This window comes from Burkholderia sp. IMCC1007 (assembly GCF_027257875.1).
Lineage (GTDB): Bacteria > Pseudomonadota > Gammaproteobacteria > Burkholderiales > Burkholderiaceae > Burkholderia.
The window spans coordinates 268,960-294,716 of sequence record NZ_JAPVQY010000003.1 but is presented as its reverse complement, the minus strand read 5'-3'; the positions used below and the strand labels follow the sequence as shown (position 1 = coordinate 294,716).

The window sequence follows — 25,757 nt, the reverse complement described above, 5'->3', positions numbered from 1 at the left end:
GCCTGCCTGGCCGCGGCCATTCACCACGCCCGCCTTGGGCGAGGGACCCACTGTCCCGGTTACAGCAGCGCGCGGAACGTGCCATTGGGGCGTCTCGCCGACGCCACGTTGCGCGACGCGAAGAGCCGTCCGCGAGGACGAGTCGACCGAATAATTCAGGCGGTGCCGTGCCAACGGCACCTGTTGCGCAGCCTGGCGTTGTCCTGGAAGGCCGCTGAAGGCGACCCCCGCATGCTGCAATGCACCCGCCGTATCGAACCCGTCATGCTAGGATTTCTGCGTTCAACGGTGGCGTCAGGAGGGCAGCATGGACGGCTTCGTCAGACATCAGATAGAAGGCGCATCCGTCGAAATCGACGTGGTCCCGGTCACACCGCGCGGCTATTGCGCGCGCTTCCGCATTTTCCGCGACGCTTCCGACAGACCCGAATGGCATCTGGTCCACGTGTCGGACAGCGTGTTCGACACCCCTGAAGAGGCCGAAGAAGCGGCGCGCTCGATGGCCGTCGAGCAGATTCTGGCCGGCGGCGGATCGTAACGTTTTTCTTCGGCGATTATTCATTCCCGTCTGCTTTTGCCGCGCGACCGGTTCTGGTCGCGCGTCTTCTGTTTATCCCCGTTGAACGCTTCACGATCAGCGCGTGCTGCTCAAAGGTAATGATGGACGGCGGCGATTCGACCCACTCCGCCGTCACCGGCAGCTTTAAGGTGCGGATTCAACCCGTCGATGCAACACGCTGAAGTTACACGGCAGTGACGCGTGTTGCAATGAGGCAGAGACGGCGGATCTACTATACAGACAGCCAGAAGGCGCTAATGCGGGAGCACTGGCGCAAGGCCGATGACAAGACGGAGGCAATTGTTTTCCGCCCCGTTCAAGTCATCGACTCGACGCCTGGCTCACCACATTTCCAGAATTCCCCGTCAAAAAAATGACCGGATGCCGAGTATCGCAAGGAACTGATGTCCGTTCGAAGACGGTGCACCATTTTGCGCATCGCCGACGGACGCGACCGCGCTGATGGGGTTCGTGATACCACCCGAGCCCAGCGTTTTGCCGGTTGCCACTTGATAACTCTGAACGAAGTAAATGGCGGTTCTTTTCGACAGCAGGTACAGCTCGGTTGCCGAGATCTGGTGGTAACGTGCCGGGTCGGTGATGTTGTTTGCCGCTCGCGCAGCGGTATAGGAGTACGCAGCGTTCAGCGATATGTCAGGTCTCACCAGCCAATTGACGTATGTGCCGGCGACGTTGAACGTTGCTGTACTGGTGAATGAGGATGATCCGTTGGGCCGATACTGGACGTTCGCGTAGTTTGCGCCGACATTCACGTTGCCGGTGCTGTACTGCGCGGCGACGCCGATGATTTGGACCGTGTCGGCGGACACGTATCCGGTATTGATCGCCGACGTCGGCAAGCTGCTTGTGCCTGCCCACGCATTGGTGGTTCCAGTCGCATTCTTCATGCGGTGGTAGCCTACGCCGGCGCTGAACGGGCCATTCGCATACTTGACCGCGGCATCGAACGTATTGCCGCTCGAAACGCTGCCTGGTGTGCCGCCGAAGGCGTACATGGCACCGAACGCGAAACCCGACCACGTGGGCGACATGTAGGACACCGAGTTGTTCACGCGAAAGTCGGCGTCGAGGTTGGTGATGTCGCCGGGATGAGCGGCCGACCCCGACAGGTAGGCCGCCGGGGCCATCGGCCCCAGGAGGAAGAAGTACGGGGTATATTGCCGGCCTGCCGACAATGTGCCGTAGCGATCGTTCGTGATGCCGACGTTCGCCTGGCGGTTGAATGCGAGCCCGCTGACGGCTTGTGCCCCGGTATTGATGTCATATCCTTGCTCGAGCTTGAAGATCACGGCGGTTCCGCCGCCGATATCCTCCTTGCCCTGCAAACCGAACTTGTCGGCATTGAGTTGACCGCCGCGGATCTGAATGTTCGAGTGGCCTTTCTGGTTGCTCGTATAGCCGATACCGTTGTCCACGACGCCAAACAGCGTGACGCTGCTCTGTGCGTGTGCAAAGAGCGAAATACAACTCGCAATCAATGTGGCGCCGCCGTGCGCATAGCGAAGTCTCCTCACCCGTGCTCTCCTAGAATATTTCGGGGTATTAATTAATTCTGCGACCGTTCATCGATGGAGCGCATACACGTCATGCCAGCCCGACGTTCATGCCCCAATGTTCCGCGACCAAACCACAGGCTTGAGCCAGGGCCGCAATCGAATCATAGGGCACTAATGTATTAGTGTGTTTCGGGGGAAATACCTAGCCGTGTATCGAATCCGACCTGCCGTAGCTGATGTGCGTTCGGGTACTAGTATCTTAGTGAGAGGCTACCCGGTAGAATCTGCCCTGTCCTGTCGATCTCTGTCACACATGAAGTCCAGCAACGTCTCCCCCACATTTGCCCCCCTGGATCGGACGCGCCACGCCGCGCCGCAGGTGTTCGAACGGCTGCGAGAAATGATCATTTCCCTTGAGCTGGCCCCGGGCACGATACTGTCGCGCACTGAATTGGCGGCCCAGTATGGGTTAAGTCAGACACCCGTCCGGGACGCGTTGACCAAGCTGGGAGAGGAGGGGTTGGTGGATATCTTTCCGCAGCACGCGACCGTGGTCAGCCGGATCAGCGTCGCTTCCGCGCAGCAGGCGTTATTTTTGCGCCGCTCGATCGAGCTGGAAGTCGTTCGCACGCTCGCGGAACAACACGAAGCCGATCTGGTTGAGCGGCTTCGTGCGACGCTCGCTGAACAGGAGAGATTGAGCGATCTGGCTCGCTACGAGGCGTTCGATCTCGCGGACAAGACGTTTCACCGGCAGATGTACGAGGCGGCGAACGTGCCGCAGCTGTGGAGTCTGGTGCGGCGTTTGAGCGGGCATATCGATCGCCTTCGTCGTTTGCACCTACCGGTGGAGGGCAAGACGAAGGCTGTCGTCCGTGATCACACGGAGATTTTGTTGGCAATCGAAAAAGGTGATCCCGATGCTGCGCAGGCTGCGGTACGCAAGCATCTGTCCGGCACGCTCCATCAGATCGATCAGATCCGCGCCACCCATCCGACTTTCCTGACCGATCACTGACGCGCTCAATAGCGCGGTTTCACGTTCCGCCAGTCCGGCCGGTACTTGCGCATCTGGCCGACATCGTCGCGTTGCCGGATCCCGCAGGTTTGGTACAACTCGTGGAGCGTGCCGAGCTGGTCGCGGTCGATCTCGAGTCCGAGCCCCGGTGCATCGGTCAGCTGCACGCAACCGCCGCGGATCGGCACCTTGCCGCCCTTGATGACCTCCTCGTTCGGTTCTTGCCACGGATAGTGCGTATCGCACGCGTACGACAGGTTCTCGACCGACGCTGCGACGTGAGTCATCGCCATCAGGCTGATTCCCAGATGCGAGTTCGAATGCATCGATACGCCGATCCCGAATGTGTCGCACATGCGGGCGAGCTGCTGGGTGGCGCGCAGTCCGCCCCAGTAGTGATGGTCGGCGAGCACGATCTGGACGCTGTTCAGTGCGACGCTACGGCGGAATTCGTCGAAATCGGTGACGACCATGTTGGTCGCGAGCGGCATCCCCGTTCGGCGATGCAGTTCCGCCATGCCGACGAGGTCCGGCGTCGGATCTTCGTAGTACTGCAGATCGTCGCCCAACAGATCGGCCATCCGTAGCGCGGTAGCGAGCGACCAGTTGCCGTTCGGGTCGATCCGCAGCGGGACGCCCGGAAATGCGGCCTTCAGTGCCTTGATACACGCGACTTCATGCTCCGGCTCCAGCGCGCCAGCCTTCAGCTTGATGCTCTGAAAACCGTAGTTGTCGATCATGCGCCGCGCCTGTTCGACGATTTGTTCCTCGCTGATGGCCTCGCCCCACGTATCCGGGGCGTATGGGCTGTCGATGTGCTCGGCATACTTGAAGAACAGATATGCGCTGAACGGCACCTCCTGTCGCACCGCTCCACCTAGCAGGTCGACGAGCGGCGCGTTGAGGTAACGCGCTTGCGCATCGAGGCAGGCAACCTCAAACGCGGAGTAAGCGTTGCTGACCGCCTTGCTGGCATGTGAGCCCGGCGCGAGCTCCGCGCCGGCCGCACTTGCAGGCGACATGCGAGCCACGACGCCGACGACGATCTCGCGCAGGCGGTTCAGGTGAAAGGGATCGAGGCCGATCAGCTCGTTCTTTACCACATCGAGCACCGCGAGCGCCGGTGCGTCGCCGTAGCTCTCGCCGAGACCGATGTGACCTGAGTCCGTCTCGATCTCGATGATGGAGCGCAGCGCATAGGGCTCGTGGATTCCGGCCGCGTTGAGCAACGGTGCGTCTTTGAATGCGATGGGGGTCACGGTGACACGAATGATTTTCATGATCTCTCGATTGCTGTTACACTCGGAACATTAAAGCACTAAGATATTAGCTGGTCAACGAGCAGTGCCGTACCCGCTCTCGATGGGATGCTGGCGCATCGTGCTTGAAGCAATAACGGATATGGTTGTCGCGGTATTGCGAGGGCGGGTAAGGCGGGTCGGTGGTTGGCGCGTGGGGCGAATTTTGGGTCGCGACCGGATGTCGAGCGGAGAGCATGACATCGGGCGCTAGCGCGATGCCGTCGGCAAGGTCCTCGTGCGTCGTCGTACGACAGTATCGCGCACAAGCCGCACAGTCGTATGAATGATGAGGCGTGAATATAGGCGAATTTGCAGGAAATTATCGAGTTTTCCCTAATTATAGCCGCAGTTCTATATGGTACGATGACTGATAATGGGCGCCCCAGTTCAGCGGTGTCGCCATGCTTCGGCATCTACCGCTAAAGCAGCAAATCATGAAAAAAGGAGACACCGTGGCAACCGTTGAGCGCACCCTCCGTATCGCCCTGATGGCTGTCCTTGTTGCCGGTTCGACGGCGACTTTCGGCGCAGAGGTTCGCGTCATGTGCTATCAGGACGGCAACGAATGCGATCTGACCAAAGCATTCGCGCAACGCTTCGAAACACAGCATCCCGGCATCAAGGTCATCGTCGACACGGTGCCGTTCAAGACGGTCATGGAGCAGTTGCCGGTGCAACTGGCTGCTGGCCACGGGCCCGACATCGCCCGTGTTACCGATCTGGGTGGGTTGTCGAAGTACTACCTCGACATCTCCCCCTACATCAAGGATCGGAGCTACTGGGATACCAACTTCGGCACCACGGCCGCCTGGCTGCGCCCCAGTGCGAAGAGCAATGGGCTCTATGGCTTCATGTCTCAACTGACGGTCACCGGGCCATTCGTCAACAGGACACTTTTCGAGCAGGCCAAGATCCCGCTGCCCGGCCCCAAGGCCAGCTGGGACCAGTGGGCAGACGCAACGCGCCGGGTAGCCAAGGCGACCGAGACCAAAGCCGCGATGGCGTGGGATCGCTCCGGCCACCGTTTTGCCGGGCCCGCTATCAGCAATGGCGCCGCGATCTTCGATGCGCAAGATAACCTTGTGCTCGATGCCGGATATCGCAATACGATCGCCAAATTCGTCGCGTGGAACAAGGACGGCACCATGTTGCGGGATGCCTGGATTGGTTCGGGCGGATCGAGTTACGCGGATACGATCGGGGAGTTCGCCAATGGCAACGTGGTCATGGCGCTATCCGGCTCCTGGCAGATCAGCCGGTTGCAAAAGGAGGTCGACAACAAGTTCGACTGGATCGCGGTACCGAACCCGTGTGGCCCGGCCGCGTGCTCCGGCATGCCCGGCGGCGCGGCCTGGGTTGCGCTGAAGACGTCGAAGTCGCCCAAGGAAACGGCTGCGTTCCTCGACTATATGGCGTCCGCGCCGGTTTATGCGGAGTTCATCAGCCGCAGCGGCAACATCCCGGCGTCCACGGGGCTGGCTGCAAAGGGTGTCGATTATCCCAACGCATCGCCGGCGGCCCGCGCCGCACTGAAGGTGTTCACCGCGAACGTGGGCAGCCTCTCGCCGGTGGCTTACCGCTTGCAGGGCTATAAATTCAGTCGCGCGCTTCAGATGCCCACCGTCTCCCGCGTCACCCAGGCGATTGTCGGCGAGCTGAGCGTCGACGACGCGGTCGCCAAGATCGCGGCCGACATGAAGGGTTCTGTCCAGCAGGCCCAGAAGTAAGTGTTGCCTGGCCGTTCCACGATGGACGCTCATCGTGGAACGGCATCACGATTCATCTACCTCACCTTCGATGCCGTGAAATACTTCGCCTGGTTCTTCAATCTGTTGGAGCTGCCGTTTCGCCTGTGCCAGCGCTCGCTGGGACTGTCGAAACTGGGCTGGCTGTTCGTTGCGCCCAACCTGCTGCTCTTCGGTATCTTTACGTTCCTGCCAATCGTACTCAACGTTGTCTATTCGGTAACCGGTGGGGTCGAACTGCTGCCGTCGCAGCGGCCGTTTACGGGTGCCGAAAACTTCCTGCGTCTCTACGAGTGCAGCAACTACCTCGATATCCAGAGCTGCCGTGAAGACGTCTTCTGGCGCGCGATCACCAACACGCTCAAATTTACCGTCTTCCAGGTCGCGCTGATGGTGACCTTCTCGTTGCTCACCGCGCTGGTGCTCAATCGCAAGATCGTCGGGCGCGGATTCTGGCGCGGCGTGTTCTTTTACCCGGTGCTGCTGTCGCCGGTGGTCGTGGCACTCATCTGGAGATGGCTGCTGCAAAGCCAGGGCGTATTCAACGCCGTACTCGTCGGCGTCGGTGGACAGCCCGTGGACTGGTTGACCGATGGCGGTTGGGCTTTCTTCTGGACCATCTGCGTGTCGATCTGGGCACACATGGGTTTCTACACGCTGATCCTGCTGGCCGGCCTGCAAGCGATCCCGCGTGATTTGTACGAAGCCGCCGAAATGGACCGGGCCTCGCCGTGGCGCGTACTCATGCGTATCACGCTGCCCTTGCTGATGCCCAATTTCATCGTCGTGCTGGTGCTGGCAATGATCAGGGGCGTCCAGATGTTCGACGAGGTATTCGTGCTCACGGGTGGCGGGCCGGGATCAGCGACGACGTTCATCGTTCAGTACATCTATGAAAAAGGCTTCGCCGAGCAGATCCACCTGTACGGACTGGCGGCTGCCGCATCGCTGTCTCTCGCGGCCCTGCTGATCGTGTTGACTCTCATGCAACTCAAACTGACCCGCGCCTCCGAGGCCGGACAAAAGGTGCGCTAATGTCCGCCGTTCTCCAGTTCTTCACCCGCACTCGTGACCGCAAGTCCCTGCACTGGACCGACGTGCTGAGCTACACCTATCTGGTTGTCGGGCTCTTCGTCATGTTCGGTCCGGTGCTGTGGCTTGTGATGTCGTCGTTCAAGACCGAAGCGTCGATCGGTCAGTTTCCGCCTACTTTCCTGCCTTACACGCAGACGACCGTGCGCGTCGCGGGTCACGACAAGCCGCTGCCGCTTTTCACCGTACGCGACGAACAGGGCCGCCCGCATGAAATGGCGCAGGTCAGCCGCATCGGCATCATGGCCACGATGGTCGACCCGGCGCACCCCGACCATACGCAACAGGTGAACGTCAAGAACCGCGTGCCCGTCCAGCATGTCGGTTGGGCCGTGGGCAACTATACGGAGCTATTTGCCAAATTCGACTTCGGCCAGTATTTCTGGAACAGCCTGTTCATCACGGTGGTGGCGACGCTGCTCACGCTTCTGGTCAACTCGATGGCGGCATTCGCGCTGTCGAAGTACCGCTTTAGCGGTCAGAAAGCGGTGTTCTTGTTGATCATCGCCACGCTGATGATCCCGCCGACCATCATCCTGATTCCGGTTTTCCTCGTCATCAACTCGGCGGGCTTGCTCAATTCGCTGTGGGGCGTGATCTTGCCGACCGTGGCCACGCCGACCGGTGTGTTCCTGTTGCGTCAGTACATGCTGACCATTCCAGACGAACTGATCGAGGCGGCACGCATGGATCACGCGAGCGAGTGGCGCATCTACTGGCGCATCATTCTGCCGCTTTCGGCGCCCGCGCTGGCGGTGCTCGCGATCTTCTCGGTCATGTGGCGCTGGAACGATTTTCTGCTGCCGCTCGTCGTGCTGTCGAAGTCGCATACCTTCACGTTGCAGCTCGCGCTCAATTCCTTTAACGGCGAACTCAACACCCAGTGGAATTACCTGCTGGCCATGACGGTCATCACGCTGCTGCCGGTCACGGCAATCTTCGTCTTCCTGCAGCGCTATATCACCACCGGCATCGCCAGTGCCGGCGTCAAATAACCCAATCGCACATCTCTATCGTGGCTAACCTCGAACTGCGATCCGTCGCCAAAACCTTCCAGAACGTGGATGTCATCCGGCAAGTCAGCTTGCAAGCCGAGGATGGCGAATTCGTCGTCTTCGTCGGCCCGTCCGGCTGCGGCAAGTCGACGTTGTTGCGGCTGATCGCCGGACTCGAAACCGCCACGGGCGGCGACATCCTCATCGGCGGCCAGCGTGTCAACAACATCGGTGCAGCCGACCGCGGCTGTGCGATGGTGTTTCAGTCGTACGCGCTCTATCCGCATATGACCGTCTACGCGAACATGGCTTTCGGGCTCGAAAATGCGGGCGTCAAACGCAATGTGATCGAAGAGCGGGTGCGTCAGGCCGCAACGATCTTGCGGCTCGACAAGCTGCTCGAGCGCAAACCCACCCAGCTCTCGGGCGGCCAGCGCCAGCGCGTGGCCATTGGTCGCGCGATCGTTCGCGAACCGAAGATCTTCCTGTTCGATGAGCCGTTGTCCAATCTCGATGCCGAGTTGCGCGTATCGATGCGCGCCGAGTTGCGTGATTTGCACAAGCGCCTTCGCACGACCATGGTTTATGTCACGCACGACCAGGTCGAGGCGATGACGATGGCCGATCGCATCGTCGTGCTGCGCGATGGCCGCGTCGAGCAGATCGGCTCGCCGAAGGAGCTCTACGAGCGTCCCTGTAACACCTTCGTCGCCGGATTCATTGGTAGTCCGCGGATGAACTTCATTCCCGCGGCCATCGCTGCCGGTCTGGGTGTGGTCGCGCGCGCGCCCGACGACATCCTGGGCGTACGTCCTGAACACCTGGAGCTTGCCCCGCAAGGCACGGGTCTGTCGGTGCAGGTGCGCAGCACCGAATATCTGGGCGCGAACACGCTGATGATGGGACAGCTCGCCGACGGCACCAGCGTGGAAGCGCTGCTGACGTTGCAGCAAACGCCCGCCCCGGGACAGACCTTATGGCTGCAAGCCCCGGCAGGTCTCGTTCACACCTTCGACGCGGCCGGCAATGCCGCGCGGTCCAACAGCCAACTGGAGTCCTTCTCTCAATGAAACCCTGGCAATCCGAACCTTGGTCAATTAAAGGCGACCCTAGCGCTCAGACGGCCCATGCCCGCCTCGACGACGGCGGTGAGCTGAGTGTGCACTTTCTGTCCGAGACGATGGCGCGCGTGTCGCTACGTCCGACAGGGGACTGGCGCGAACCGCGTACCTGGGCCATCGCGCCCACGCCCGGCACCGACGTGCAGTGGGAAGGCCGCTCGCGCGACGATCTGTCGGGCTTCGATCGTCCGGCCACGTGGGCCGAGGCCAACCGTTTCGGCACCGCGCATCTCGCCGTGACGCTGCAAAGCGCGCCGCTGCGGCTGCAATGGCACGCGTTCGGCGTTGAAACACCGATTGTCCGCGATCGTGAAACGACCGCGTACCTGCGACAGTCGCGCGGTGGCCTCGTGCGGCACTATCTGGCACGTGATGTCGGTGAACATTTCTTCGGCCTGGGCGACAAGACCGGTGCGTTGAATTTGCACGGCCGTCGGTTGCGCACGATGGCGTTCGACTCATTAGGCGTTGACCCCGAGCGCGGCGATCCGCAATACAAGCATTGGCCGTTCGTGATGAGCCGTGCTGCGAACGGTCAGTGGGTCGGCATCTATTACGACACGCTCGCCGCCTGCACGTTCGACCTCGGTTGCGAGCAGGACAACTACCATGGCCTCTATCGTTATGTCGAAATCGACGATGGCGATCTGGACTACTACCTGATGGTCGGTAGAACGCCCGCTGAAGTCACGGCGCAGTTCGTGAAGCTGATCGGCGGCACATACCTGCCGCCGCGCTGGACGCTGGGCTTCGCGCAAACAGCGATGGGGCTGACGGATGCGCCCGACGGCCAGGCTCAGCTGACCGCCTTCATCGATGAGGCAGTCGCGCATCGGGTGCCCGTTTCGTCGTTTCACTACGGCTCGGGATATTCCAGCCGTGGTAAGCGTCGTTATGTATTCACGTGGAATAACGAGAAGTTTCCCGATCCGAAGGGGCTCAACGAGCGCTTTCATCGCCATGGCATGAGAATCATCGCGAATCTCAAGCCCTGCCTGTTGGACGACCATCCAGCCTACGACCAGGCCAAGGCCGATCACGCTTTCATTACGGATGCACGTACCGGCGAGCCGGTAATCGAGCCGTTTTGGGATGGCCAGGGATCGCATCTGGATTTCACTTCTCCAGAAGCGATTCGCTGGTGGCAGGATGGCCTGAAACGCCAGGTGCTGGATTACGGAATCGACGTTGGCTGGAACGACAACAACGAATACGCGATCCAGGATGAAAACGCGCAGTGCGCCGGCTTTGGACAAGCGATCCCCATGCATCGCGCTCGCGCCCTGCACCCGCTGCTGATGACGCGTACCACGTTCGAGGCGCAACGGGCGTACCGCCCGGACGAGCCGGTATATACGGTCACCCGTAGCGGCATGCCGGGTATCCAGCGCTACGCGCAGACCTGGTCCGGTGACAACACCACGAGCTGGCGCACGCTGCGCTGGAACATCCGCACGGGATTGCAGATGAGCCTGTCCGGCATGTTCAACATTGGCCATGACGTGGGTGGTTTCCACGGACCCGTGCCGGACCCCGAGTTGCTCCTGCGATGGACCCAGGCTTGCAGTCTGAATCCGCGCATGATCATGAACTCATGGAAGGAAGGCGGCATCACGACTGTTCCGTGGTTGCATCCCGAGGTCACGCCGTTGATTACGCGTGCCATCGAGCTGCGCTATCGACTCATCCCCTACATGTGGTCGTTGTTCGAACGCGCCAGTACGCACCACGAGCCGATCATCCGTCCGACTTTCTACGATTTCCCGGAAGACGCTCAATGCCTGCAGGATTGCGACGAATTCATGTTGGGAACAGCGTTGCTCGTTGCGCCTGTCGTCGAACCTGGTGCCGTCACGCGCCGTGTTTACCTGCCTGCGCTCCCGGATGGTCAAGCTTGGTTCGACTTCGAAACCGGTGCGGCGTTTGCGAGCGGACAGTGGCATACGGTAGACGCGCCGCTGGACAAGCTTCCGGTGTTCGCGCGCGCGGGCGCATCCATCCCGTGTGCGGCGCCAGCACCCGGTGAGGTGGCGCGTCACGACGACCCGGTGGTCGAGATTCGTCGCTTCTGAGTGTCCTGAACCGGTTGCGGGAATCTCGCGACCGGGTCAGTCAGGGTGTCGTTCACGCAGGCCACGCGTGTGAACGTTTGGTTTTATCGCAGACAACACCGATACAAATGAATTCAACACAGAACCGCTCGACACCCGACTCCTCCGACGACCCGCTCGCGGGAGTTCCTGCACATTGTCATCGTCTGTTGCTGACCGGCGCCGGTGGCAAGCTCGGCAAGGTGCTGCGCGACCGCCTCAGGCGTTACGCCGACATCGTGCGCGTATCGGATATCGTGGATGTTGGCGCTGCGGCGATGCAGGAAGAAGTCGTGCGCTGCGATCTGGCGGATGGCGCGGCCGTGCATGCGCTGGTCGAGGGCGTCGATGCGATCGTCCACATGGGCGGGGTGTCGGTGGAGCGCCCGTTTGAAGAAATTCTGCCGGCCAATATACAGGGCGTTTTTCACCTGTACGAGGCCGCGCGCCGGCACGGTGTACGCCGCGTGGTTTTCGCCAGTTCGAACCACGTCATCGGCTACTACAGGCAGGGCGAAGTGATCGACGCCCGCGTGCCGTTGCGTCCGGATGGGTACTACGGCGTGAGCAAGGCCTTTGGCGAACAACTATCCCGTTTCTACTTCGACCGCTATGGCATTGAAACGGTGTGTTTGCGTATCGGCTCGTCGTATCCTGAACCCGCGGATCGCCGCATGCTCTCCACCTGGCTCGGCTATGAAGACCTGGAGCAGTTGATCGTTCGTGCGCTGTTCGTGCCGCGGGTCGGCCATGCCATCGTCTACGGCGTATCCGCCAATCGGGATCTCTGGTGGGACAACCGGCCCGCGGTGTTGGGCTTTGCGCCGACCCAGAGCTCCGAGCAATACCGTGCCAAGGTGGAGTCTGCTCCAGCATTGCCCATCGATGACCCAGCAGGATGGTTTCAGGGCGGAGCATTCGTCAAGGAAGGGCCGTTTGGAGACTGATTGCATGCCCGACCCGCTGCCGCAAATGGAATCCAGCTCGGGGCTGGACGGCACCTGGATGGCCCCTGGTCCCGTATATACGCTACGTTGCGGCACCTTGGCGATGGACATTGCGCCGTCTGCCGGTGGCCGAATCGCGTCGCTTGCCTCTATTGACAGCGCGGGCGTGCGCACGGACTGGTTGGCGCCCATTCCACAGGAATACCTGCAGAAGGGCTTCAACGATCAGTTGTGGCCCAAGGCTGGCTGCTATCCGTTATTGCCGTTTTCCAACCGCATCCGCAACGGCTGCTTCATGTGGGAGGGGCGCGAGATTCGCCTTGCGCCACACGCGGGACAGGCGCATGCGATGCACGGCGTCGGGCACACGCGGGCGTGGCACGTCGAGAAGTTGGCGGCAACATCCGCTACGCTCAATTTCCGCTACACGCCGGTGGTCGGCGGCTGGCCGTGGCCGTTCTTCGCAGAGCAGACCTTGACGCTCACGCCCGACGGGCTCGAGGCTGAGATCGTCCTGCGCAACGAAGGCGACGGCGCGATGCCGGCGGGCGGTGGGTTCCATCCGTATTTTTCCCGGATGCCAGGCGCCCGTATCCAATTCAGCGCAACCGATATATGGCCAGTGGATGCGGGCGAGGTGGCCATTCGTCGCACACCGGTCACATCGGCCGAGGACTTCAGCAGCGGCCGTGCATTGCCGGTCGAGGGTTTGAGCGTCTACTACAGTGGCTGGCATCGCGAGACCACGGTCCAGTACGACAATGGTTGCTGCCTGACGCTATTGGCGGACGATCCGCTCGATCATTTCATCCTGCACGCGCCGGGTGGCAGTCCTTATTTTTGTCTGGAGCCGGTTTCGCATGTTGCCGATGCTGTCAATCTATCCGCGCAGGGCTGGCAGGGGACGGGACTCCGTGTATTGCCACCGGGCGCCGAGTATCGCTTCCGCGTCCAGCTCCTGATTCGTTCGCCTGGACCCAGCGACCGGTAGTCTCGCTGACGGCGGGGCATATCGACAGACGGCACACATCCCGTCGCGATGTTCGCCGGCCCGACGAATCCGCCGTACGCCACGCGGCACCACGCGATGACGCGCGTCACTCCCCCGCGATCGTTCGGTATGCGACACGATATGCGCCCGGACTACACCCGAACCGCGCCTTGAACGCCCGTCCGAAATGCGTGATGTCCGAAAAGCCGCACGCGATCGCGAGTTCCAGCAGCGTGCGATGGGTATCGGCCGGATCTTCCAGTGCGCGCCGGCTCGCCTGCAGCCGGTATTCCTGAATCAGGCTCTGCGGCGTGCGCTCGGTTGCGGCTAAAGCGCTGTACAGCGTGCGCCGCGATACGTTCAGCGCGCTCGCCAGCTTGCCCGGCGACAAATCGGGATCGCTGTAGTGGTGCGACAGATAGCGTTCCGCATTCATCCGCAGCGTCGTGCTGCGCGCATCGGCGCCGGTCAGCGCATCGCTCGCCTCGCGGCGGATCACCGAATCGAGCAGCATCAGCGTCGACTGCTCGAAGCCGAACAGGCTTTCCGGATCGTTCGGCACCTGCCCGTCCATCAGGTAATGGATCGATTGAAGCGCCAGCTGCGCATTGCCGACGGTTCGACGCACCTGCACGCCCGCACGCTCCACGAACCAGCGCCACATCGTGCCGCTTCTCGGCGGCGTCAGCGCGGCGACGAAGCGCGACGCGTTCGCCGATTCGATCATGTACGGCTGCGTCGCATCGTAGATCACCCACTCGCCGGGATTGACGGTCGACGTCGCATTGCGTTGCATGACGCGGCTTTGTCCGGCGATCTGGAACAGGATCTTGTAGCAGTCGCTGTCGGCGCGCGACGCGAGCGAGCGGTCGCGATCGACGCGGATCGCGCTCGTGTCGACGTCCGCCATCCGCAGCCCGCCCACGGTCGCCACCCGCACCGACATCCGGAATTGCGGGCCGGGGTCGTGAAAGACGAGCGGCAGGAAGCTGTCCGCGATCAGCGCGCGCAGGTTCGCGCTGCTGTTGCTGGCGTCGACGACGAGTTCGTGTGGCATTGCCGAAGAGGGAGTGGGCCGGGGAACGCGTCAAGGGTAATGCAAACGGCGGCGACGCGCGTTCAGACGCCGCCATTGTCGGGAGCCTGATGCTGCGGCGTCAATCGTGGTTTCTCCATGTTTTCCACGGCCGCGGCGGCGCGGCATCGATCTGCACGCTCGGCCCAAAAGTATGCACGCAACGCCGATCGGCGCGCGCGGCGCGTCCCTAGAATCGAGCGGCGGTCGGCAAGCTGTGCTGTCGGATCGAACAGGCTGGCTCGCGCCACATCGCGCTCGCCGAAAAGGCATCGGACTGGTTGCTTATGCGGCCTGATCGGGCCTTTCAAATTTCCCACGCACCTTCACATTCAACGGAATTTCCGGAGGAATACAGATGGCACTGGTTCGGATGCTGGACGAAGTCAAAGCGTTTCTCGCGCGCGAACACGGTCACTACATCGACGGCCGTGCGGTGGCCGGCTGCGGCGAACGCATCGACGTGCGCGACCCGTCGACGCGCGCGGCGATCGGCTCGGTTGCCCAGGCGACCGACGACGACGTCGAAGCCGCGCTCGCGTCGTCGCATCGCGCATTTCACGGCGAGTGGGCGAACCTGACGCCGGCCGATCGCGAGCGCATCCTGTTGCGCTTCGCCGATCTGATCGACGCGCACGGCGAAGAGATCGCGCAGATCGAAACCGCGCAGTCGGGCAAGCTGATCGGGCTGTCGCGCGTGATCGAGGTCGGGTGGTCCGCGCGCTGGCTGCGCTATTACGCGGGCTGGGCCACGAAGATCGCGGGCGAAACGCTTGCGCCGTCGTTTCCGAGCATGAACGGCGAGCGCTACACGTCGTTCACGCTGCGCGAGCCGCTCGGTGTCGTGTTCGGGATCATTCCGTGGAATTTTCCGGTGATGATCCCGGTGTGGAAGTTCGGCGCGGCGCTCGCGACCGGCAACACGGTGCTGATCAAGTCGTCGGAATTCACGCCGCTCACGATGCTGCGCATCGCCGAACTCGCGACCGAAGCCGGCCTGCCGCCCGGCACGCTCAACGTGATCAACGGCACCGGCCAGGTCGGCGCGAAGGTGATCCGCGATCCGCGCGTGGCGAAGGTATCGTTCACGGGGTCGGTGCCGACCGGCCGCATCATCGGCGAGCAAGCCGTGAACGCGAACCTCACGCGTTTCACGCTCGAGCTGGGCGGGAAGAATGCCGCGGCGTTCCTGCCCGATACGCCGGTCGACAAGATTCTCGACGGCATCGTCGAAGCCGGCTTCCTGCATAGCGGGCAGGTGTGCGCGTCCGCCGAGCGCTTCTTCGTGCATCGCACGAAATTCGACGAGGTGGTCGAGAGGATGAAGGCGCGTCTCGACAGCTTCCAGCCGGCCGACCCGATGGACGACGCGGGGATGATCGGCCCCGTCTGCAACGAACCGCAGTTCCGCAAGTGTCTCGACGCATTCGCACTCGCGCGCACGGAAGGCGACACGATCGTTACCGGCGGCGACGCGTATGCGCGTGACGGCTTCTACGTGAAGCCGACGATCGTGCTGCCTCGCTCGCTGGAATCGGCTTCGTATCGCAACGAGATCTTCGGGCCGGTCGGCGCGTTCGTGCCGTTCGACGACGACGAAGAACTGATCGCGATGATGAACGACACGCCGTTCGGGCTTACCGCGAGCCTGTGGACGAACGACCTGTCGAAGGCGCTGCGCTACGTGCCGCGCATCGAAGCCGGCACCGTGTGGGTGAACATGCATACGCTGGTCGACCCGGCCGTTCCGTTCGGCGGCGCAAAAGGGTCCGGTATCGGACGCGAGTATGGTTCGTCGTTCATCGACGCTTATACCGAGCCGAAATCGGTGACCATTCGTTTTTGATCGCGCGAGGCGGGCGGCGGGCGGCGGGTGGCGGGTACGGGGAGCGGGGGACATTCCGGTGTTTTCTCTCCCCGGTCTCAAAGTGAGGACGTGAGGTGCATTCCGGCCACGACCCCGTCAGGGAGGGCTGCCCGGTCGGCGCGGTTGGCCATAATTTGCAACTAGGCCGCGACACCGAATGATGAGAATTCGCGACCGAGAAATGCTCAGTGAATGTGCCTAACACCCTGATTTCCATAGGGCGCTGGAAGCCCGTTCGCTGAGACCCGACACTCCTGTCGGAGCGGGCGCGCTCGAGACGTGCCCGGGCGGGCACCACCCAGAACCCGCCGAATCTTCACATTCGGCAACGGAATCGCCTCGCCTGACCATTCAACGAAGCAGGAAACCGCGACGTCCGACCAGAACGCAACCTCACTTCAGGGCGACGTATCCCGATTGGCCAAGACGGCTTGCATCTTCCTTACATAAATCCTTAACTTTGATACCATGTCACAAATATTTTGTATGGTGACTGTATTAATTCTGTATGGATGCCAATGCAAGGAGCGACTCGGGGATGATGGTACTGGCGCCTGGCGCAAATACCGCTTTGGGAGCACCGCAATGCTCCTGGACGCTCGAATGCGCGAACCCCTCGGCCTTCGGGGCATATGCTGCCGTCGCTCTGCTCCCGGTTGACGACAAGCGTCAGCCGAAGGGCGATCCGGCCCTGTTCCAGGTCGAACAAGGGTGGATGGCCTGGAGCGGAAGCCAGGAGCGCATCGGTTGCCAGCTGAACCTTGCTGCGCTTCCGGTCGGCGCCGATCGCGTATGCGTTGTCGTGTACACGTTCTCGGCCGTCGGTCCGGTGAGCGAACTCCGCTCCGTTCACCTGCGGATCGACAACCAGATCGAACTCAGCCTGAACCTCGCCGAGAACGGCGAATCGGCGATCATCATCGGCGAGTTCTATTGCCGCAACCAGCAATGGAAGTTCCGCGCGCTGGCCGAGGGGTCGGCCTACGGCCTTTCCGCGCTCGGCCGCAGGATCGGGCTCGCGATCGACGACACCCATCCCGAGCGGCGCTCACGCACCTCCGATGCGTGCCGCTCTGCCACCGGCACCGGCTTCGCCGTCAGTCCGACACACGTTCTCACCTGTGCGCATGTCATCGAGGACATGCAGGAAATCCACATCGCTTCGTTCGAGGGCCGGCACCGCGCGGAGCCCGTGGTGGTCGACTGCCGGAACGACCTGGCGCTGCTGCGCGTCCAGGGTGCGCCCGTCTTCAAGCAAGTCTCCTTCGGGGACGGCACGGGCTGCGACCTGGGCGATCAGGTGGTCGCGATGGGTTTCCCGCTGGCCGGCCTGACCGGCGGGGGCCTGCAGGTCACCCAGGGCGGCGTCTCCGCGCTGTTCGGCCTGCGCAACGACGCCAGCCTGCTGCAGTTCACGGCCCCGATCCAGCCGGGATCGAGCGGCAGTCCGCTGTTCGATACGTCCGGTGCGGTCGTGGGGATGGTCACCTCGACGGTCGCGGATGCACAGAACATGAATTTCGCGGTGAAGGCCGGCCTCGCACTGGCCTTCCTGGATGCCTGCGGCGTGACCGCCGCCAGAACGCCGTCGGGCAAGACCTTCACCACAGCGCAGATATCCCGGGAGGTGCAGCCATGCCTATGGCGCATCGAGGCGCGGAACCCGTAGCAGCACGTCGACTTCAATCCCGAGGCCGCGGTACCGGGTTTGCCGACTCGCGCCAATTTAGGAAGCCGTTATGGAACGTCCTGTCGTACCCGTGTCCCTCCGCGCACAGCTGATGCGGGGACTGCTCGAAGTCCAGGTCGACGATGCCGTCCTGCCGCCGTCCGCGCTCTTCGGCTTCGCCGAGCGCCGCAACCCGAAGCGGGCCTTCCTGTTCGTGTCCAAGGTGCTGGGTCGGCACATACCGGTGCGTCCGTCCGTCATGTCCGCCAGCTTCGAGAGTCTGGCAGCAGAGATTCCAGCGGACCTGCCTGGCCCCGTGCTCGTGATCGGCATGGCGGAAACCGCCGTCGGGCTCGGTGCCGGTGTGCATCGCGCACTCGGCGCGACCCGCCCCGATACCGTGTATCTGATCAGCACCCGCCATCCGCTCGGCACCGATCTCTTCGCCCGCTTCGAGGAGGAGCATAGCCACGCCAGTGCCCACCTGATCCACATGCCGGTCGAGCCCGACGTGCGGGAGATGATGCTGCAGGCCAGATCGCTGGTGCTGGTGGACGATGAAGCGTCCACCGGCAAGACCTTCGTCAACCTGCATCGCGCGCTGGCGGAGGCCGGCCTCGCGAAAATTGAGCGGGTCGTCACCTGTGTCCTGACCGACTGGTCCGCAGGGGCCGTCGGAAAAACCATCGGCGAATCGGCCACGTCGGTGTCGCTCATGCGCGGTTCCTATCAGTTCCATGAAGACGCGCGCGCGCCATTGCCGGACATGCCGGACGTGGGCGCAGTCTCGGTCGGCGAATGGCGGCTATCGCCGCTGAACGACTGGGGGCGACTGGGCGTGCGCAACGTGGACGACACCCTTGCGCCGGGCCTTCGGGTCGCGCCGGGCGAGAAGTGCATCGTGATCGGCACCGGCGAATTCGTCTGGCGGCCTTTCCTGCTGGCGGAGCGCCTGGAAGGCGCGGGCGCGGACGTTTGCTTCAGCGCCACCACCCGTTCCCCGATCGCGTTGGGCCACGCGATCGAGCACGCACTTTCCTTCCCGGACAACTACGGCGTCGGCATCCCGAACTTCCTCTACAACGTGAAGCCCGGCCAGTTCGACCGGGTGCTGATCTGCACTGAAACGCCCGCGCAGGCGTTGTCCGCAGCGCTGGTCGAGGCCCTCGGCGCGGAGGTCATCGTCGATGGCCGGTAAGCGTCCGCTGGTGCTCGTCGATCTCGACGACACCCTGTTCCAGACCGCGCGCAAGATGCCGGAGGGCGCGCCACGCACCGCGGCGAGCGTGGATGTGCACGGCCAGCCGAACGGCTACATGACCCCGGTGCAGCACGACTTCATCGGCTGGCTGCTGGCATGTGCCGACGTCGTTCCCGTCACCGCGCGCAGTGTCGAGGCCTACCGCCGCGTGAAGCTGCCGTTCACGCATGGCGCGATCTGCTCGCACGGCGGCGTGATCCTGCGCGCCGACGGCACGCCCGACCCGGACTGGCACGGCCGGATGACGGAAGCGCTGCGGGCCTTCCAGGATCGTCTACCGGCACTGAGTGAAGCCACGCTGCGGATCGGCCAGGCGCTCGGCGTTTCCCTGCGCGGCTGGGTCGTGGCGGAGGACGGGCTGTGCCACTACGTGGTGACCAAGCACAACGCATCCGACGACGCCGTGCTCGCCACGGTGCTTGCCGAAGTTCAGGCCCGCGGGCTGCTGGACGGCATGCATATCCACGCCAACGGCAACAACCTGGCGTTCCTGCCCGACGGGCTGGACAAGCGCGCGGCCGCCCGGGAATGGCTGCGCCGCGACTGCGAGCGCAACGGCGAACGTCCGGTGCTGGCCTTCGGTGACAGCATCACCGACCTCGGTTTCATGGATCTTTGCCACATGTGGGCTACGCCGGCCCGCAGCCAGCTGGCGAAGGTCGCGCAGGGGCTGATCCATGCGTGATCCGTTTGCATCCGTCGTCACCGTCGGTAGCGGCAGTTACGCCGCGGACGACGTGCATTGCCTGCTGCAACCCATGAACATGCCGGCGACGGACGTGCTGGAGAAGGAACGCCTGATCCAGACGAACCGCAAGCACTACTCCGAGATGATCAGCACCGAGCATGCGCCAACGGGCCTGCACAAGCGCCTCTACGCGCGTGCGCTGGCGCAGAACGGCAAGCGCATGGCCACCGGCGTGCAGTCGCTGGCGCTGGCGTTGAACGCGGCCTGCACCGGCCCGGGCATCGCACTCGTTTCCTTCGTTCGCGCCGGACTGCCGCTGGGCGTGCTGCTGCGCCGTGCACTGGTCGCGATGGGGCGCGACGTCCGCCACTACGGCGTCAGCATCATCCGCGACCGCGGCATCGACACGGTGGCCCTGGACGGGATCATCCGTCTCCACGGTGCCGAGCACATCGTGTTCGTGGATGGCTGGACCGGCAAGGGCGCGATTGCCGGCGAACTCGCGCGCACGCTCGGCGCCGACGAACGCTTTCCGCAAGCGCCGCGCCTCGTCGTGCTGGCGGATCCGTGCGGCCGCGCGTGGCTGGCCGCGTCGGCCGAGGACTGGGTGATTCCGTCCGGCATTCTGGGCGCGACCGTATCGGGCCTGATATCGCGCTCCATCTGGCCGGCGCAAGGCGGCCTGCATGGCTGCGTGACGTACGACCATCTGCACGAGCACGACGTCACCCGCGAATTCATCGAGCAGATCGACGCCGAGCGCGCCGCATTGGGCGGGGTGCCGCAGGCCGCGCCGTGGACCGCCGATCAGCGCGTGACGCTTCAAGCGCAAGCGGGCAGCGTGGTGCATTCACTGGCGGCGCGCTTCGGGATCGCCAACATGAACCGCGTGAAGCCCGGTATCGCCGAGGCGACGCGCGCCGTCCTTCGTCGTGTACCCGACCACGTGCTGGTTCGCGATCGCGGCGACACCGATGTGCAGTTGCTGATGCATCTCGCCGAGTGCGCGGGCGTGGCCGTCGAAGAGGCCGGCTCGGACCTGGGTCCTTACCGGGCAGCCACCATCATCCGGAGTGCGAACCGATGAAGGCCATTTCGCCGTTCGCGCTGGGCGCGACCTTATACATGCCGGCCACCCGTGACGACATTCCGGACATGGTCTTCGGCAGCAAGCTCCCCGAGCTCCGCTCGCTCGTGGTGTGCCTGGAAGACGCCGTGGCGGCGATCGATGTCGAGTGCGCGCTGGCGAACCTACGGGCACTTCTCGCGGAGATCGACGCGCGCGGCGGACGCCCTGTGCAACGCCCGCTCTTGTTCGTCCGGCCCCGCGACGCGGGGATGGGGGCGGTGCTGAACGACTGGCCGTTGATGAAGCACGTGGACGGTTTCGTGGTGCCGAAGCTGACGTTGAAGAGCCTGGGCTGCTGGGAGCAAGCGGTCGACAATCCGGACCTGCTCCTCATGCCCACGCTCGAGACGGCCGACGTCTACAACCCGGGTGCGATGGTCGAACTGGGCCATGCGCTGAAAGCCGGCTTGGGCGAACGCATCATCGCACTGCGGATCGGTGGCAACGACCTCATGGGGTGCCTCGGGCTGCGCCGCAACCCGGCCAGGACGCTCTACGACACCCCGATGAGTTACGTCATCCCGATGCTGGCCGGCGTCATGGGCGCGCAAGGTTTTTCGCTGACCGCCCCGGTATTCGAGCAGCTCGCCACACCGGATCTCCTGACAGCCGAACTGGAACTGGATATCGCTCACGGCCTGGTGGGCAAGACCGCCATTCACCCGCGCCAGATCGGCCTCATCCAGGACGCACTGCGCGTCAGCCTGGAGGATCTCAACGCCGCCAGGCTGATCGTCGATCAGGATGCGCGGGCGGTGTTCAAGCACAACGACGCGATGTGCGAACCCGCCACCCATCACAAGTGGGCGACCAACATCCTCGAGCGTGCCAAATGGCTCGGGGTGAAGCCCGCCGTGGTTGCGTGCAGCGAGCCCAGCATCCGTCTCGCGGAGGTCGGCTGATGCGTATCGACACGCATGAAGCCGGCTCGCGGGCGGACACGCTGCGCCCGTTCCCGCTTCGCATTTCCAGGTTGGAAGCGGCCCGCCGCCTGGAGCGTGGGGCAATCAATACCCGCAGTTCAAGAAAGCCGGGATCGAGAGGCGCTTCCTGGCCTCTTCACCCCGAACGAACACTGAAAACCAACAAGGAGCGTTAATCATGGCACTCACCCTGAGCAAGAATCAGAGCATCTCGCTGGAGAAAACGGCCGGCACCGGCCTGAGCAAGGTCAGCCTGGGCCTGGGCTGGGATCCGGTGAAGAGCGGCGGCTTCCTGTCCAGGATGCTGGGTGGCGGGAACGACTCGATCGACCTCGATGCGTCGTGCATCGTGCTGGATGGCGACTACGCGCCGATCGATGTCGTCTGGTTCCGCCAGCTGGCTTCGAAGGATGGCTCGATCGAACACTCGGGCGACAACCTGACCGGCGAGGGCGATGGCGATGACGAAACCATCTCCGTGAACCTGCAGCACCTGCCGGCGATGGCGAAGCATCTGGTCTTCACGGTGAACAGCTTCCGCGGCCAGACCTTCGATCAGGTCGAGAATGCGTACTGCCGCATCGTGAACGAATCCGGCAACCAGGAGCTCGCGCGCTTCAACCTGGCCGAGAAAGGCCGCCACACCGGCGTGGTGATGGCGAGCCTGAGTCGCGGGAACGGCGGCTGGGAGTTCAAGGCGATCGGCCAGTCGACCAACGGCCGCACCGCCGAAGACCTCGTCAACCTGGCCATTCAGGCGGTGCGCGTATGACCACGCTGGTTCCTGGCGGCAACGCGCCGGTCGCCACCGGCCAACTTCGCGTCGACATCCGCTACGCCCCGATCCCGGGCACCGACATCGACATCTCCGCATTCGCGCTGACCGCCACGGGCAAAGTCCGCGGTGACGGCGACATGTGCTTCTACGGCCAGACCCGCATCCTGGGCGGGGCGGTCGAACTGACCGGCAGTGCCGCGGGTCAAGCCGCGTTCACACTGGACCTCGGCCGGGTCGACCCCGCCGTCGAGAAGGTTGCGCTGACCGCGACCATCTACGAGAACAAGGCCGCCTTCGATCGCGTGTCGACGCTGGCGATGGCCGTCACCGGCGGCATCGAAGCGCAGATTCCGACGCACGGCATGACCGAGACCGCGCTGATCCTCGGCGAGTTCTATCTGCGGCAGGGCGCGTGGAAATTCCGCTGCGTCGGTCAAGGTTTTGCGGGTGGTCTGGAGCCGCTGGCCAAGCATTTCGGTGTCGACATCGCCGCGCCGGCCTCCGCTCCGGCTCCGGCCCCCGCTGCTGCTGCCACGCCGGCTCCGGCTCCCGTTCCTCCGGCCCCGCCGAAATCGACGGTCAGCCTGAGCAAGGTCACGCTGGACAAGTCTCGCTCCAGCATCAGCCTCGACAAGCCCGCAGCCGGTTTCGGCGAGATCAGGGTGAACCTGAACTGGAACCGCGGAAACGGAAGCGGCGGCGGCCTGCTGGGCGGCCTGTTCGGCAAGAGCAATTCCGTCGACCTCGACGTGGGCTGCCTGTTCGAACTGCAGGACGGCTACAAGGGCGCCGTCCAGGCGCTCGGCAACACCTTCGGAGCCCTGAACGACGAGCCCTACATCCAGCTCATGGGTGACGACCGCACCGGCTCCGTCGAAGGCGGCGAGTGGCTGCACATCAACGGCAAGCACTGGAGCCAGATCAAACGCATCCTGGTCTACGCGTTCATCTACGAGGGCGCGCCGAACTGGAAGGCGACCGACGGGGTGGTCACCATTTTCGTTCCCGGCCAGCCGGAGATCGAGGTGCGGCTGAACGAGGAGGGCGGCCGCTACGGCATGTGCGCGATCGCCCTGCTCGAAAACGTGGGCGGCTCGGTCAAGGTCACCCGCCGCGTCGACTTCCACCGCGGGCACGAAGAGATGGACCGTGCCAACGGCTGGGGGATGCGCTGGGCCGCCGGCTCCAAGTAACCAATATGTCCGGCGGGGCCGGCGGGCTCCGCCCAACGAGGAGGAAACCATGCTCGAGTGGCTGAAAACCAACGCGGCGAAAGCGCGCGAAACCTTGACGACGGAAGTCGCCAAGTTCAAGAACCGGGCCTTCATGGAAGCGGTCGCCAACGGCTGCGCGCTCATCGCGGCCGCCGATGGCGAGATCCAGTCCGAGGAGAAGATGAAGATGGTCGGCTTCATCAACAACTCCCCGGAACTCAAGGTCTTCAACCTGACCGATGTGATCAAGGTGTTCACCGACGCCTGCGGGAAGTTCGAGTTCGACTTCCAGATCGGCCAGGCCGAGGCCCTGAAGATCATCAGCAAGATCAAGGGCAAGGATGGCGAAGCGCGCCTGCTGGTGCGGGTGTGCATCGCCATCGGCGGTTCGGACGGCAACTTCGACGACAAGGAGAAGGCTGCCTGTCGCCTGATCTGCCGGGAGCTCGGCTTGAGCCCGGCGGACTTCGAGCTTTAAGAAACCGGAAGCAGGGCACCGCTTCCGTCACGGCATCGGCCGACAACCCGTAATCCATCGCAACCACAAGGAGCTGTACTCATGGCACTGACTCTTCAAAAAGGCGGCAACCTCTCCCTGTCCAAGGAAGCACCGGGCCTGACCAGGATCCTGGTCGGCCTGGGCTGGGACCCGCGCGCCACCGACGGCACCGAGTTCGACCTGGATGCCAGCGCCTTCCTGCTGGGCGCCGGCGGCAAGGTGCGCGGCGAAGCCGACTTCATCTTCTACAACCAGCTGAAGAGCGCGGACGGCTCCGTCGAGCATACCGGCGACAACCGCACCGGCGCCGGCGACGGCGACGACGAGGTCATCAAGGTCGACTTGAGCCGCGTGCCGGCCGACATCGAGAAGATCGCCTTCACCGTCACCATTCACGACGCCGACGCGCGCAAGCAGAACTTCGGCCAGGTCGCCAACTCGTTCATCCGCATCGTCAACGAGACCAACGGCGCCGAGATCGTTCGCTACGACCTCGCCGAAGACGCATCGGTCGAAACCGCGATGATCTTCGCCGAGCTGTACCGCAACAACAACGAGTGGAAGTTCCGCGCCGTCGGACAAGGCTATGCCGGCGGCCTGCGCGCGCTGGCCAATGGCTACGGCATGAGCTTCTGATCGCTCAATTCAACCGAACAAGGAGTTGCACCATGGCTGTGAGTCTGTCCAAAGGCGGTAACGTCTCCCTGACGAAAGAGGCCCCGGGCCTGAGCGAAGTGCTGGTCGGCCTCGGCTGGGACCCGCGTGTCACCGACGGCACCGAGTTCGACCTCGACGCGTCCATCTTCGTTACCGGGGAAAGCGGCAAGGTTCTGAGCGATGCCGGCTTCATCTTCTACAACAACAAGAAGTCCGCTGACGGCTCCATCGAGCACCTCGGCGACAACCGTTCGGGCCAGGGCGAAGGCGATGACGAACAGGTCGTCGTCAAGCTGACCGGCTTGGCGGCCGATGTGAAGAAGCTGGTCTTCGCCGTGACCATCCACGACGCGGAAAGCCGCAAGCAGTCGTTCGGCCAAGTCTCCAACGCGTTCATCCGTGTGGTGAACAAGGCCGACGGCAAGGAAATCGCCCGCTACGACCTGTCCGAAGATGCGTCCACCGAGACGGCGATGGTCTTCGGCGAACTGTACCGTCACAACGACGAGTTCAAGTTCAAGGCGATCGGCCAGGGTTTCGCCGGCGGCCTGAAGCCGCTCGCCGAAGCTCATGGCGTGAGCATCGGCTAACCAACGTGGCTGAAGCAAGCCCCGGCGGCCG

General features: G+C 63.3%; 23 protein-coding genes. 20 read left to right on the top strand and 3 right to left on the bottom strand.

The window, feature by feature from the left end; translation table 11 throughout:
• Positions 1–307: 307 nt before the first annotated feature.
• Positions 308–538: a hypothetical protein gene (locus tag O1Q03_RS05470; RefSeq protein ID WP_269502036.1), complete on the top strand. Its 231-nt coding sequence runs from the start codon at positions 308–310 to the stop codon at positions 536–538.
• Between the two features lie 386 nt (positions 539–924).
• Here O1Q03_RS05470 and O1Q03_RS05465 read toward each other — a convergent pair whose 3' ends face one another.
• Positions 925–2,094 carry a porin gene (locus O1Q03_RS05465; RefSeq protein ID WP_269502035.1) on the bottom strand — a complete coding sequence of 390 codons (1,170 nt, stop codon included), beginning with the start codon at positions 2,092–2,094 and terminating at the stop codon, positions 925–927.
• Between the two features lie 295 nt (positions 2,095–2,389).
• Here O1Q03_RS05465 and O1Q03_RS05460 point away from each other — a divergent pair, with 295 nt between their 5' ends.
• The gene (locus O1Q03_RS05460) at positions 2,390–3,094 is read left to right on the top strand and encodes a GntR family transcriptional regulator (RefSeq protein WP_269502034.1); all 705 of its coding nucleotides are present in this window, start codon (positions 2,390–2,392) and stop codon (positions 3,092–3,094) included.
• Positions 3,095–3,099: 5 nt separating this feature from the next.
• Here O1Q03_RS05460 and O1Q03_RS05455 read toward each other — a convergent pair whose 3' ends face one another.
• Positions 3,100–4,374 (bottom strand): glucarate dehydratase family protein, encoded by a 1,275-nt coding sequence (locus O1Q03_RS05455; protein ID WP_269502033.1) that lies wholly within the window; start codon positions 4,372–4,374, stop codon positions 3,100–3,102.
• A gap of 455 nt (positions 4,375–4,829) precedes the next feature.
• Between O1Q03_RS05455 and O1Q03_RS05450 the strand changes: the two genes are divergently transcribed.
• From O1Q03_RS05450 to O1Q03_RS05420, 7 genes are all read left to right on the top strand, one after another.
• Positions 4,830–6,122, top strand: a complete 1,293-nt coding sequence (locus O1Q03_RS05450; protein ID WP_269502032.1) for an ABC transporter substrate-binding protein — start codon at positions 4,830–4,832, stop codon at positions 6,120–6,122.
• Positions 6,123–6,143: 21 nt separating this feature from the next.
• A complete protein-coding gene (locus O1Q03_RS05445; RefSeq protein ID WP_269502031.1) occupies positions 6,144–7,175 on the top strand; it encodes a carbohydrate ABC transporter permease in 1,032 nt (343 codons plus the stop codon).
• Positions 7,175–8,227, top strand: a complete 1,053-nt coding sequence (locus O1Q03_RS05440; protein WP_269502030.1) for a carbohydrate ABC transporter permease — start codon at positions 7,175–7,177, stop codon at positions 8,225–8,227. Before O1Q03_RS05445 ends, O1Q03_RS05440 begins: the two co-directional genes overlap by 1 nt.
• Positions 8,228–8,247: 20 nt before the next feature.
• Entirely contained in the window at positions 8,248–9,297 is a 1,050-nt protein-coding gene (locus O1Q03_RS05435; protein ID WP_269502029.1) for an ABC transporter ATP-binding protein, read from the top strand.
• Positions 9,294–11,420: a glycoside hydrolase family 31 protein gene (locus tag O1Q03_RS05430; RefSeq protein ID WP_269502028.1), complete on the top strand. Its 2,127-nt coding sequence runs from the start codon at positions 9,294–9,296 to the stop codon at positions 11,418–11,420. The genes O1Q03_RS05435 and O1Q03_RS05430 overlap by 4 nt, the downstream gene beginning before the upstream one ends.
• A gap of 107 nt (positions 11,421–11,527) precedes the next feature.
• The gene (locus O1Q03_RS05425) at positions 11,528–12,385 is read left to right on the top strand and encodes an NAD-dependent epimerase/dehydratase family protein (protein ID WP_269502027.1); all 858 of its coding nucleotides are present in this window, start codon (positions 11,528–11,530) and stop codon (positions 12,383–12,385) included.
• Positions 12,386–12,389: 4 nt separating this feature from the next.
• A complete protein-coding gene (locus tag O1Q03_RS05420) occupies positions 12,390–13,376 on the top strand; it encodes an aldose 1-epimerase (protein WP_269502026.1) in 987 nt (328 codons plus the stop codon).
• Between the two features lie 106 nt (positions 13,377–13,482).
• Here the strand turns inward: O1Q03_RS05420 and O1Q03_RS05415 are convergent, their stop codons facing one another.
• Entirely contained in the window at positions 13,483–14,433 is a 951-nt protein-coding gene (locus O1Q03_RS05415) for a helix-turn-helix domain-containing protein (RefSeq protein WP_269502025.1), read from the bottom strand.
• A gap of 376 nt (positions 14,434–14,809) precedes the next feature.
• On the opposite strand from O1Q03_RS05415, the gene O1Q03_RS05410 reads away from it, so the two are divergent.
• From O1Q03_RS05410 to O1Q03_RS05360, 11 genes are all read left to right on the top strand, one after another.
• Positions 14,810–16,297 (top strand): NAD-dependent phenylacetaldehyde dehydrogenase, encoded by a 1,488-nt coding sequence (locus tag O1Q03_RS05410; RefSeq protein ID WP_269502023.1) that lies wholly within the window; start codon positions 14,810–14,812, stop codon positions 16,295–16,297.
• A gap of 559 nt (positions 16,298–16,856) precedes the next feature.
• Positions 16,857–17,987 (top strand): trypsin-like peptidase domain-containing protein, encoded by a 1,131-nt coding sequence (locus O1Q03_RS05405; RefSeq protein ID WP_269502022.1) that lies wholly within the window; start codon positions 16,857–16,859, stop codon positions 17,985–17,987.
• Between the two features lie 70 nt (positions 17,988–18,057).
• Positions 18,058–19,185 (top strand): phosphoribosyltransferase domain-containing protein, encoded by a 1,128-nt coding sequence (locus O1Q03_RS05400; protein WP_269502021.1) that lies wholly within the window; start codon positions 18,058–18,060, stop codon positions 19,183–19,185.
• Positions 19,175–19,933 (top strand): trehalose phosphatase, encoded by a 759-nt coding sequence (locus O1Q03_RS05395; RefSeq protein ID WP_269502019.1) that lies wholly within the window; start codon positions 19,175–19,177, stop codon positions 19,931–19,933. Before O1Q03_RS05400 ends, O1Q03_RS05395 begins: the two co-directional genes overlap by 11 nt.
• Positions 19,926–21,023, top strand: a complete 1,098-nt coding sequence (locus tag O1Q03_RS05390) for a cysteine protease StiP family protein (protein WP_269502018.1) — start codon at positions 19,926–19,928, stop codon at positions 21,021–21,023. Before O1Q03_RS05395 ends, O1Q03_RS05390 begins: the two co-directional genes overlap by 8 nt.
• Positions 21,020–21,967, top strand: a complete 948-nt coding sequence (locus O1Q03_RS05385; RefSeq protein ID WP_269502017.1) for an HpcH/HpaI aldolase/citrate lyase family protein — start codon at positions 21,020–21,022, stop codon at positions 21,965–21,967. The genes O1Q03_RS05390 and O1Q03_RS05385 overlap by 4 nt, the downstream gene beginning before the upstream one ends.
• Positions 21,968–22,166: 199 nt before the next feature.
• On the top strand, positions 22,167–22,760 hold the full coding sequence (locus O1Q03_RS05380) for a TerD family protein (RefSeq protein WP_269502015.1): 594 nt from the start codon (positions 22,167–22,169) through the stop codon (positions 22,758–22,760).
• Positions 22,757–23,959 carry a TerD family protein gene (locus tag O1Q03_RS05375; RefSeq protein WP_269502014.1) on the top strand — a complete coding sequence of 401 codons (1,203 nt, stop codon included), beginning with the start codon at positions 22,757–22,759 and terminating at the stop codon, positions 23,957–23,959. Before O1Q03_RS05380 ends, O1Q03_RS05375 begins: the two co-directional genes overlap by 4 nt.
• Before the next feature lie 49 nt (positions 23,960–24,008).
• Entirely contained in the window at positions 24,009–24,458 is a 450-nt protein-coding gene (locus O1Q03_RS05370; RefSeq protein ID WP_269502013.1) for a tellurite resistance TerB family protein, read from the top strand.
• An 81-nt stretch (positions 24,459–24,539) separates the two neighbouring features.
• Positions 24,540–25,115, top strand: a complete 576-nt coding sequence (locus tag O1Q03_RS05365; protein ID WP_269502012.1) for a TerD family protein — start codon at positions 24,540–24,542, stop codon at positions 25,113–25,115.
• Positions 25,116–25,147: 32 nt separating this feature from the next.
• On the top strand, positions 25,148–25,726 hold the full coding sequence (locus O1Q03_RS05360; protein ID WP_269502011.1) for a TerD family protein: 579 nt from the start codon (positions 25,148–25,150) through the stop codon (positions 25,724–25,726).
• Positions 25,727–25,757 lie beyond the last annotated feature (31 nt).

Bases quoted from the DNA above. Each gene is read 5' to 3' on its own strand.
- O1Q03_RS05470 (WP_269502036.1), top strand. From the start codon at position 308: ATGGACGGCTTCGTCAGACATCAGATAGAAGGCGCATCCGTCGAAATC.
- O1Q03_RS05460 (WP_269502034.1), top strand. From the start codon at position 2,390: ATGAAGTCCAGCAACGTCTCCCCCACATTTGCCCCCCTGGATCGGACG.
- O1Q03_RS05455 (WP_269502033.1), bottom strand. From the start codon at position 4,374: ATGAAAATCATTCGTGTCACCGTGACCCCCATCGCATTCAAAGACGCA.
- O1Q03_RS05450 (WP_269502032.1), top strand. From the start codon at position 4,830: ATGAAAAAAGGAGACACCGTGGCAACCGTTGAGCGCACCCTCCGTATC.
- O1Q03_RS05445 (WP_269502031.1), top strand. From the start codon at position 6,144: ATGGACGCTCATCGTGGAACGGCATCACGATTCATCTACCTCACCTTC.
- O1Q03_RS05440 (WP_269502030.1), top strand. From the start codon at position 7,175: ATGTCCGCCGTTCTCCAGTTCTTCACCCGCACTCGTGACCGCAAGTCC.
- O1Q03_RS05430 (WP_269502028.1), top strand. From the start codon at position 9,294: ATGAAACCCTGGCAATCCGAACCTTGGTCAATTAAAGGCGACCCTAGC.
- O1Q03_RS05425 (WP_269502027.1), top strand. From the start codon at position 11,528: ATGAATTCAACACAGAACCGCTCGACACCCGACTCCTCCGACGACCCG.
- O1Q03_RS05420 (WP_269502026.1), top strand. From the start codon at position 12,390: ATGCCCGACCCGCTGCCGCAAATGGAATCCAGCTCGGGGCTGGACGGC.
- O1Q03_RS05415 (WP_269502025.1), bottom strand. From the start codon at position 14,433: ATGCCACACGAACTCGTCGTCGACGCCAGCAACAGCAGCGCGAACCTG.
- O1Q03_RS05410 (WP_269502023.1), top strand. From the start codon at position 14,810: ATGGCACTGGTTCGGATGCTGGACGAAGTCAAAGCGTTTCTCGCGCGC.
- O1Q03_RS05405 (WP_269502022.1), top strand. From the start codon at position 16,857: ATGATGGTACTGGCGCCTGGCGCAAATACCGCTTTGGGAGCACCGCAA.
- O1Q03_RS05400 (WP_269502021.1), top strand. From the start codon at position 18,058: ATGGAACGTCCTGTCGTACCCGTGTCCCTCCGCGCACAGCTGATGCGG.
- O1Q03_RS05395 (WP_269502019.1), top strand. From the start codon at position 19,175: ATGGCCGGTAAGCGTCCGCTGGTGCTCGTCGATCTCGACGACACCCTG.
- O1Q03_RS05390 (WP_269502018.1), top strand. From the start codon at position 19,926: ATGCGTGATCCGTTTGCATCCGTCGTCACCGTCGGTAGCGGCAGTTAC.
- O1Q03_RS05385 (WP_269502017.1), top strand. From the start codon at position 21,020: ATGAAGGCCATTTCGCCGTTCGCGCTGGGCGCGACCTTATACATGCCG.
- O1Q03_RS05380 (WP_269502015.1), top strand. From the start codon at position 22,167: ATGGCACTCACCCTGAGCAAGAATCAGAGCATCTCGCTGGAGAAAACG.
- O1Q03_RS05375 (WP_269502014.1), top strand. From the start codon at position 22,757: ATGACCACGCTGGTTCCTGGCGGCAACGCGCCGGTCGCCACCGGCCAA.
- O1Q03_RS05370 (WP_269502013.1), top strand. From the start codon at position 24,009: ATGCTCGAGTGGCTGAAAACCAACGCGGCGAAAGCGCGCGAAACCTTG.
- O1Q03_RS05365 (WP_269502012.1), top strand. From the start codon at position 24,540: ATGGCACTGACTCTTCAAAAAGGCGGCAACCTCTCCCTGTCCAAGGAA.
- O1Q03_RS05360 (WP_269502011.1), top strand. From the start codon at position 25,148: ATGGCTGTGAGTCTGTCCAAAGGCGGTAACGTCTCCCTGACGAAAGAG.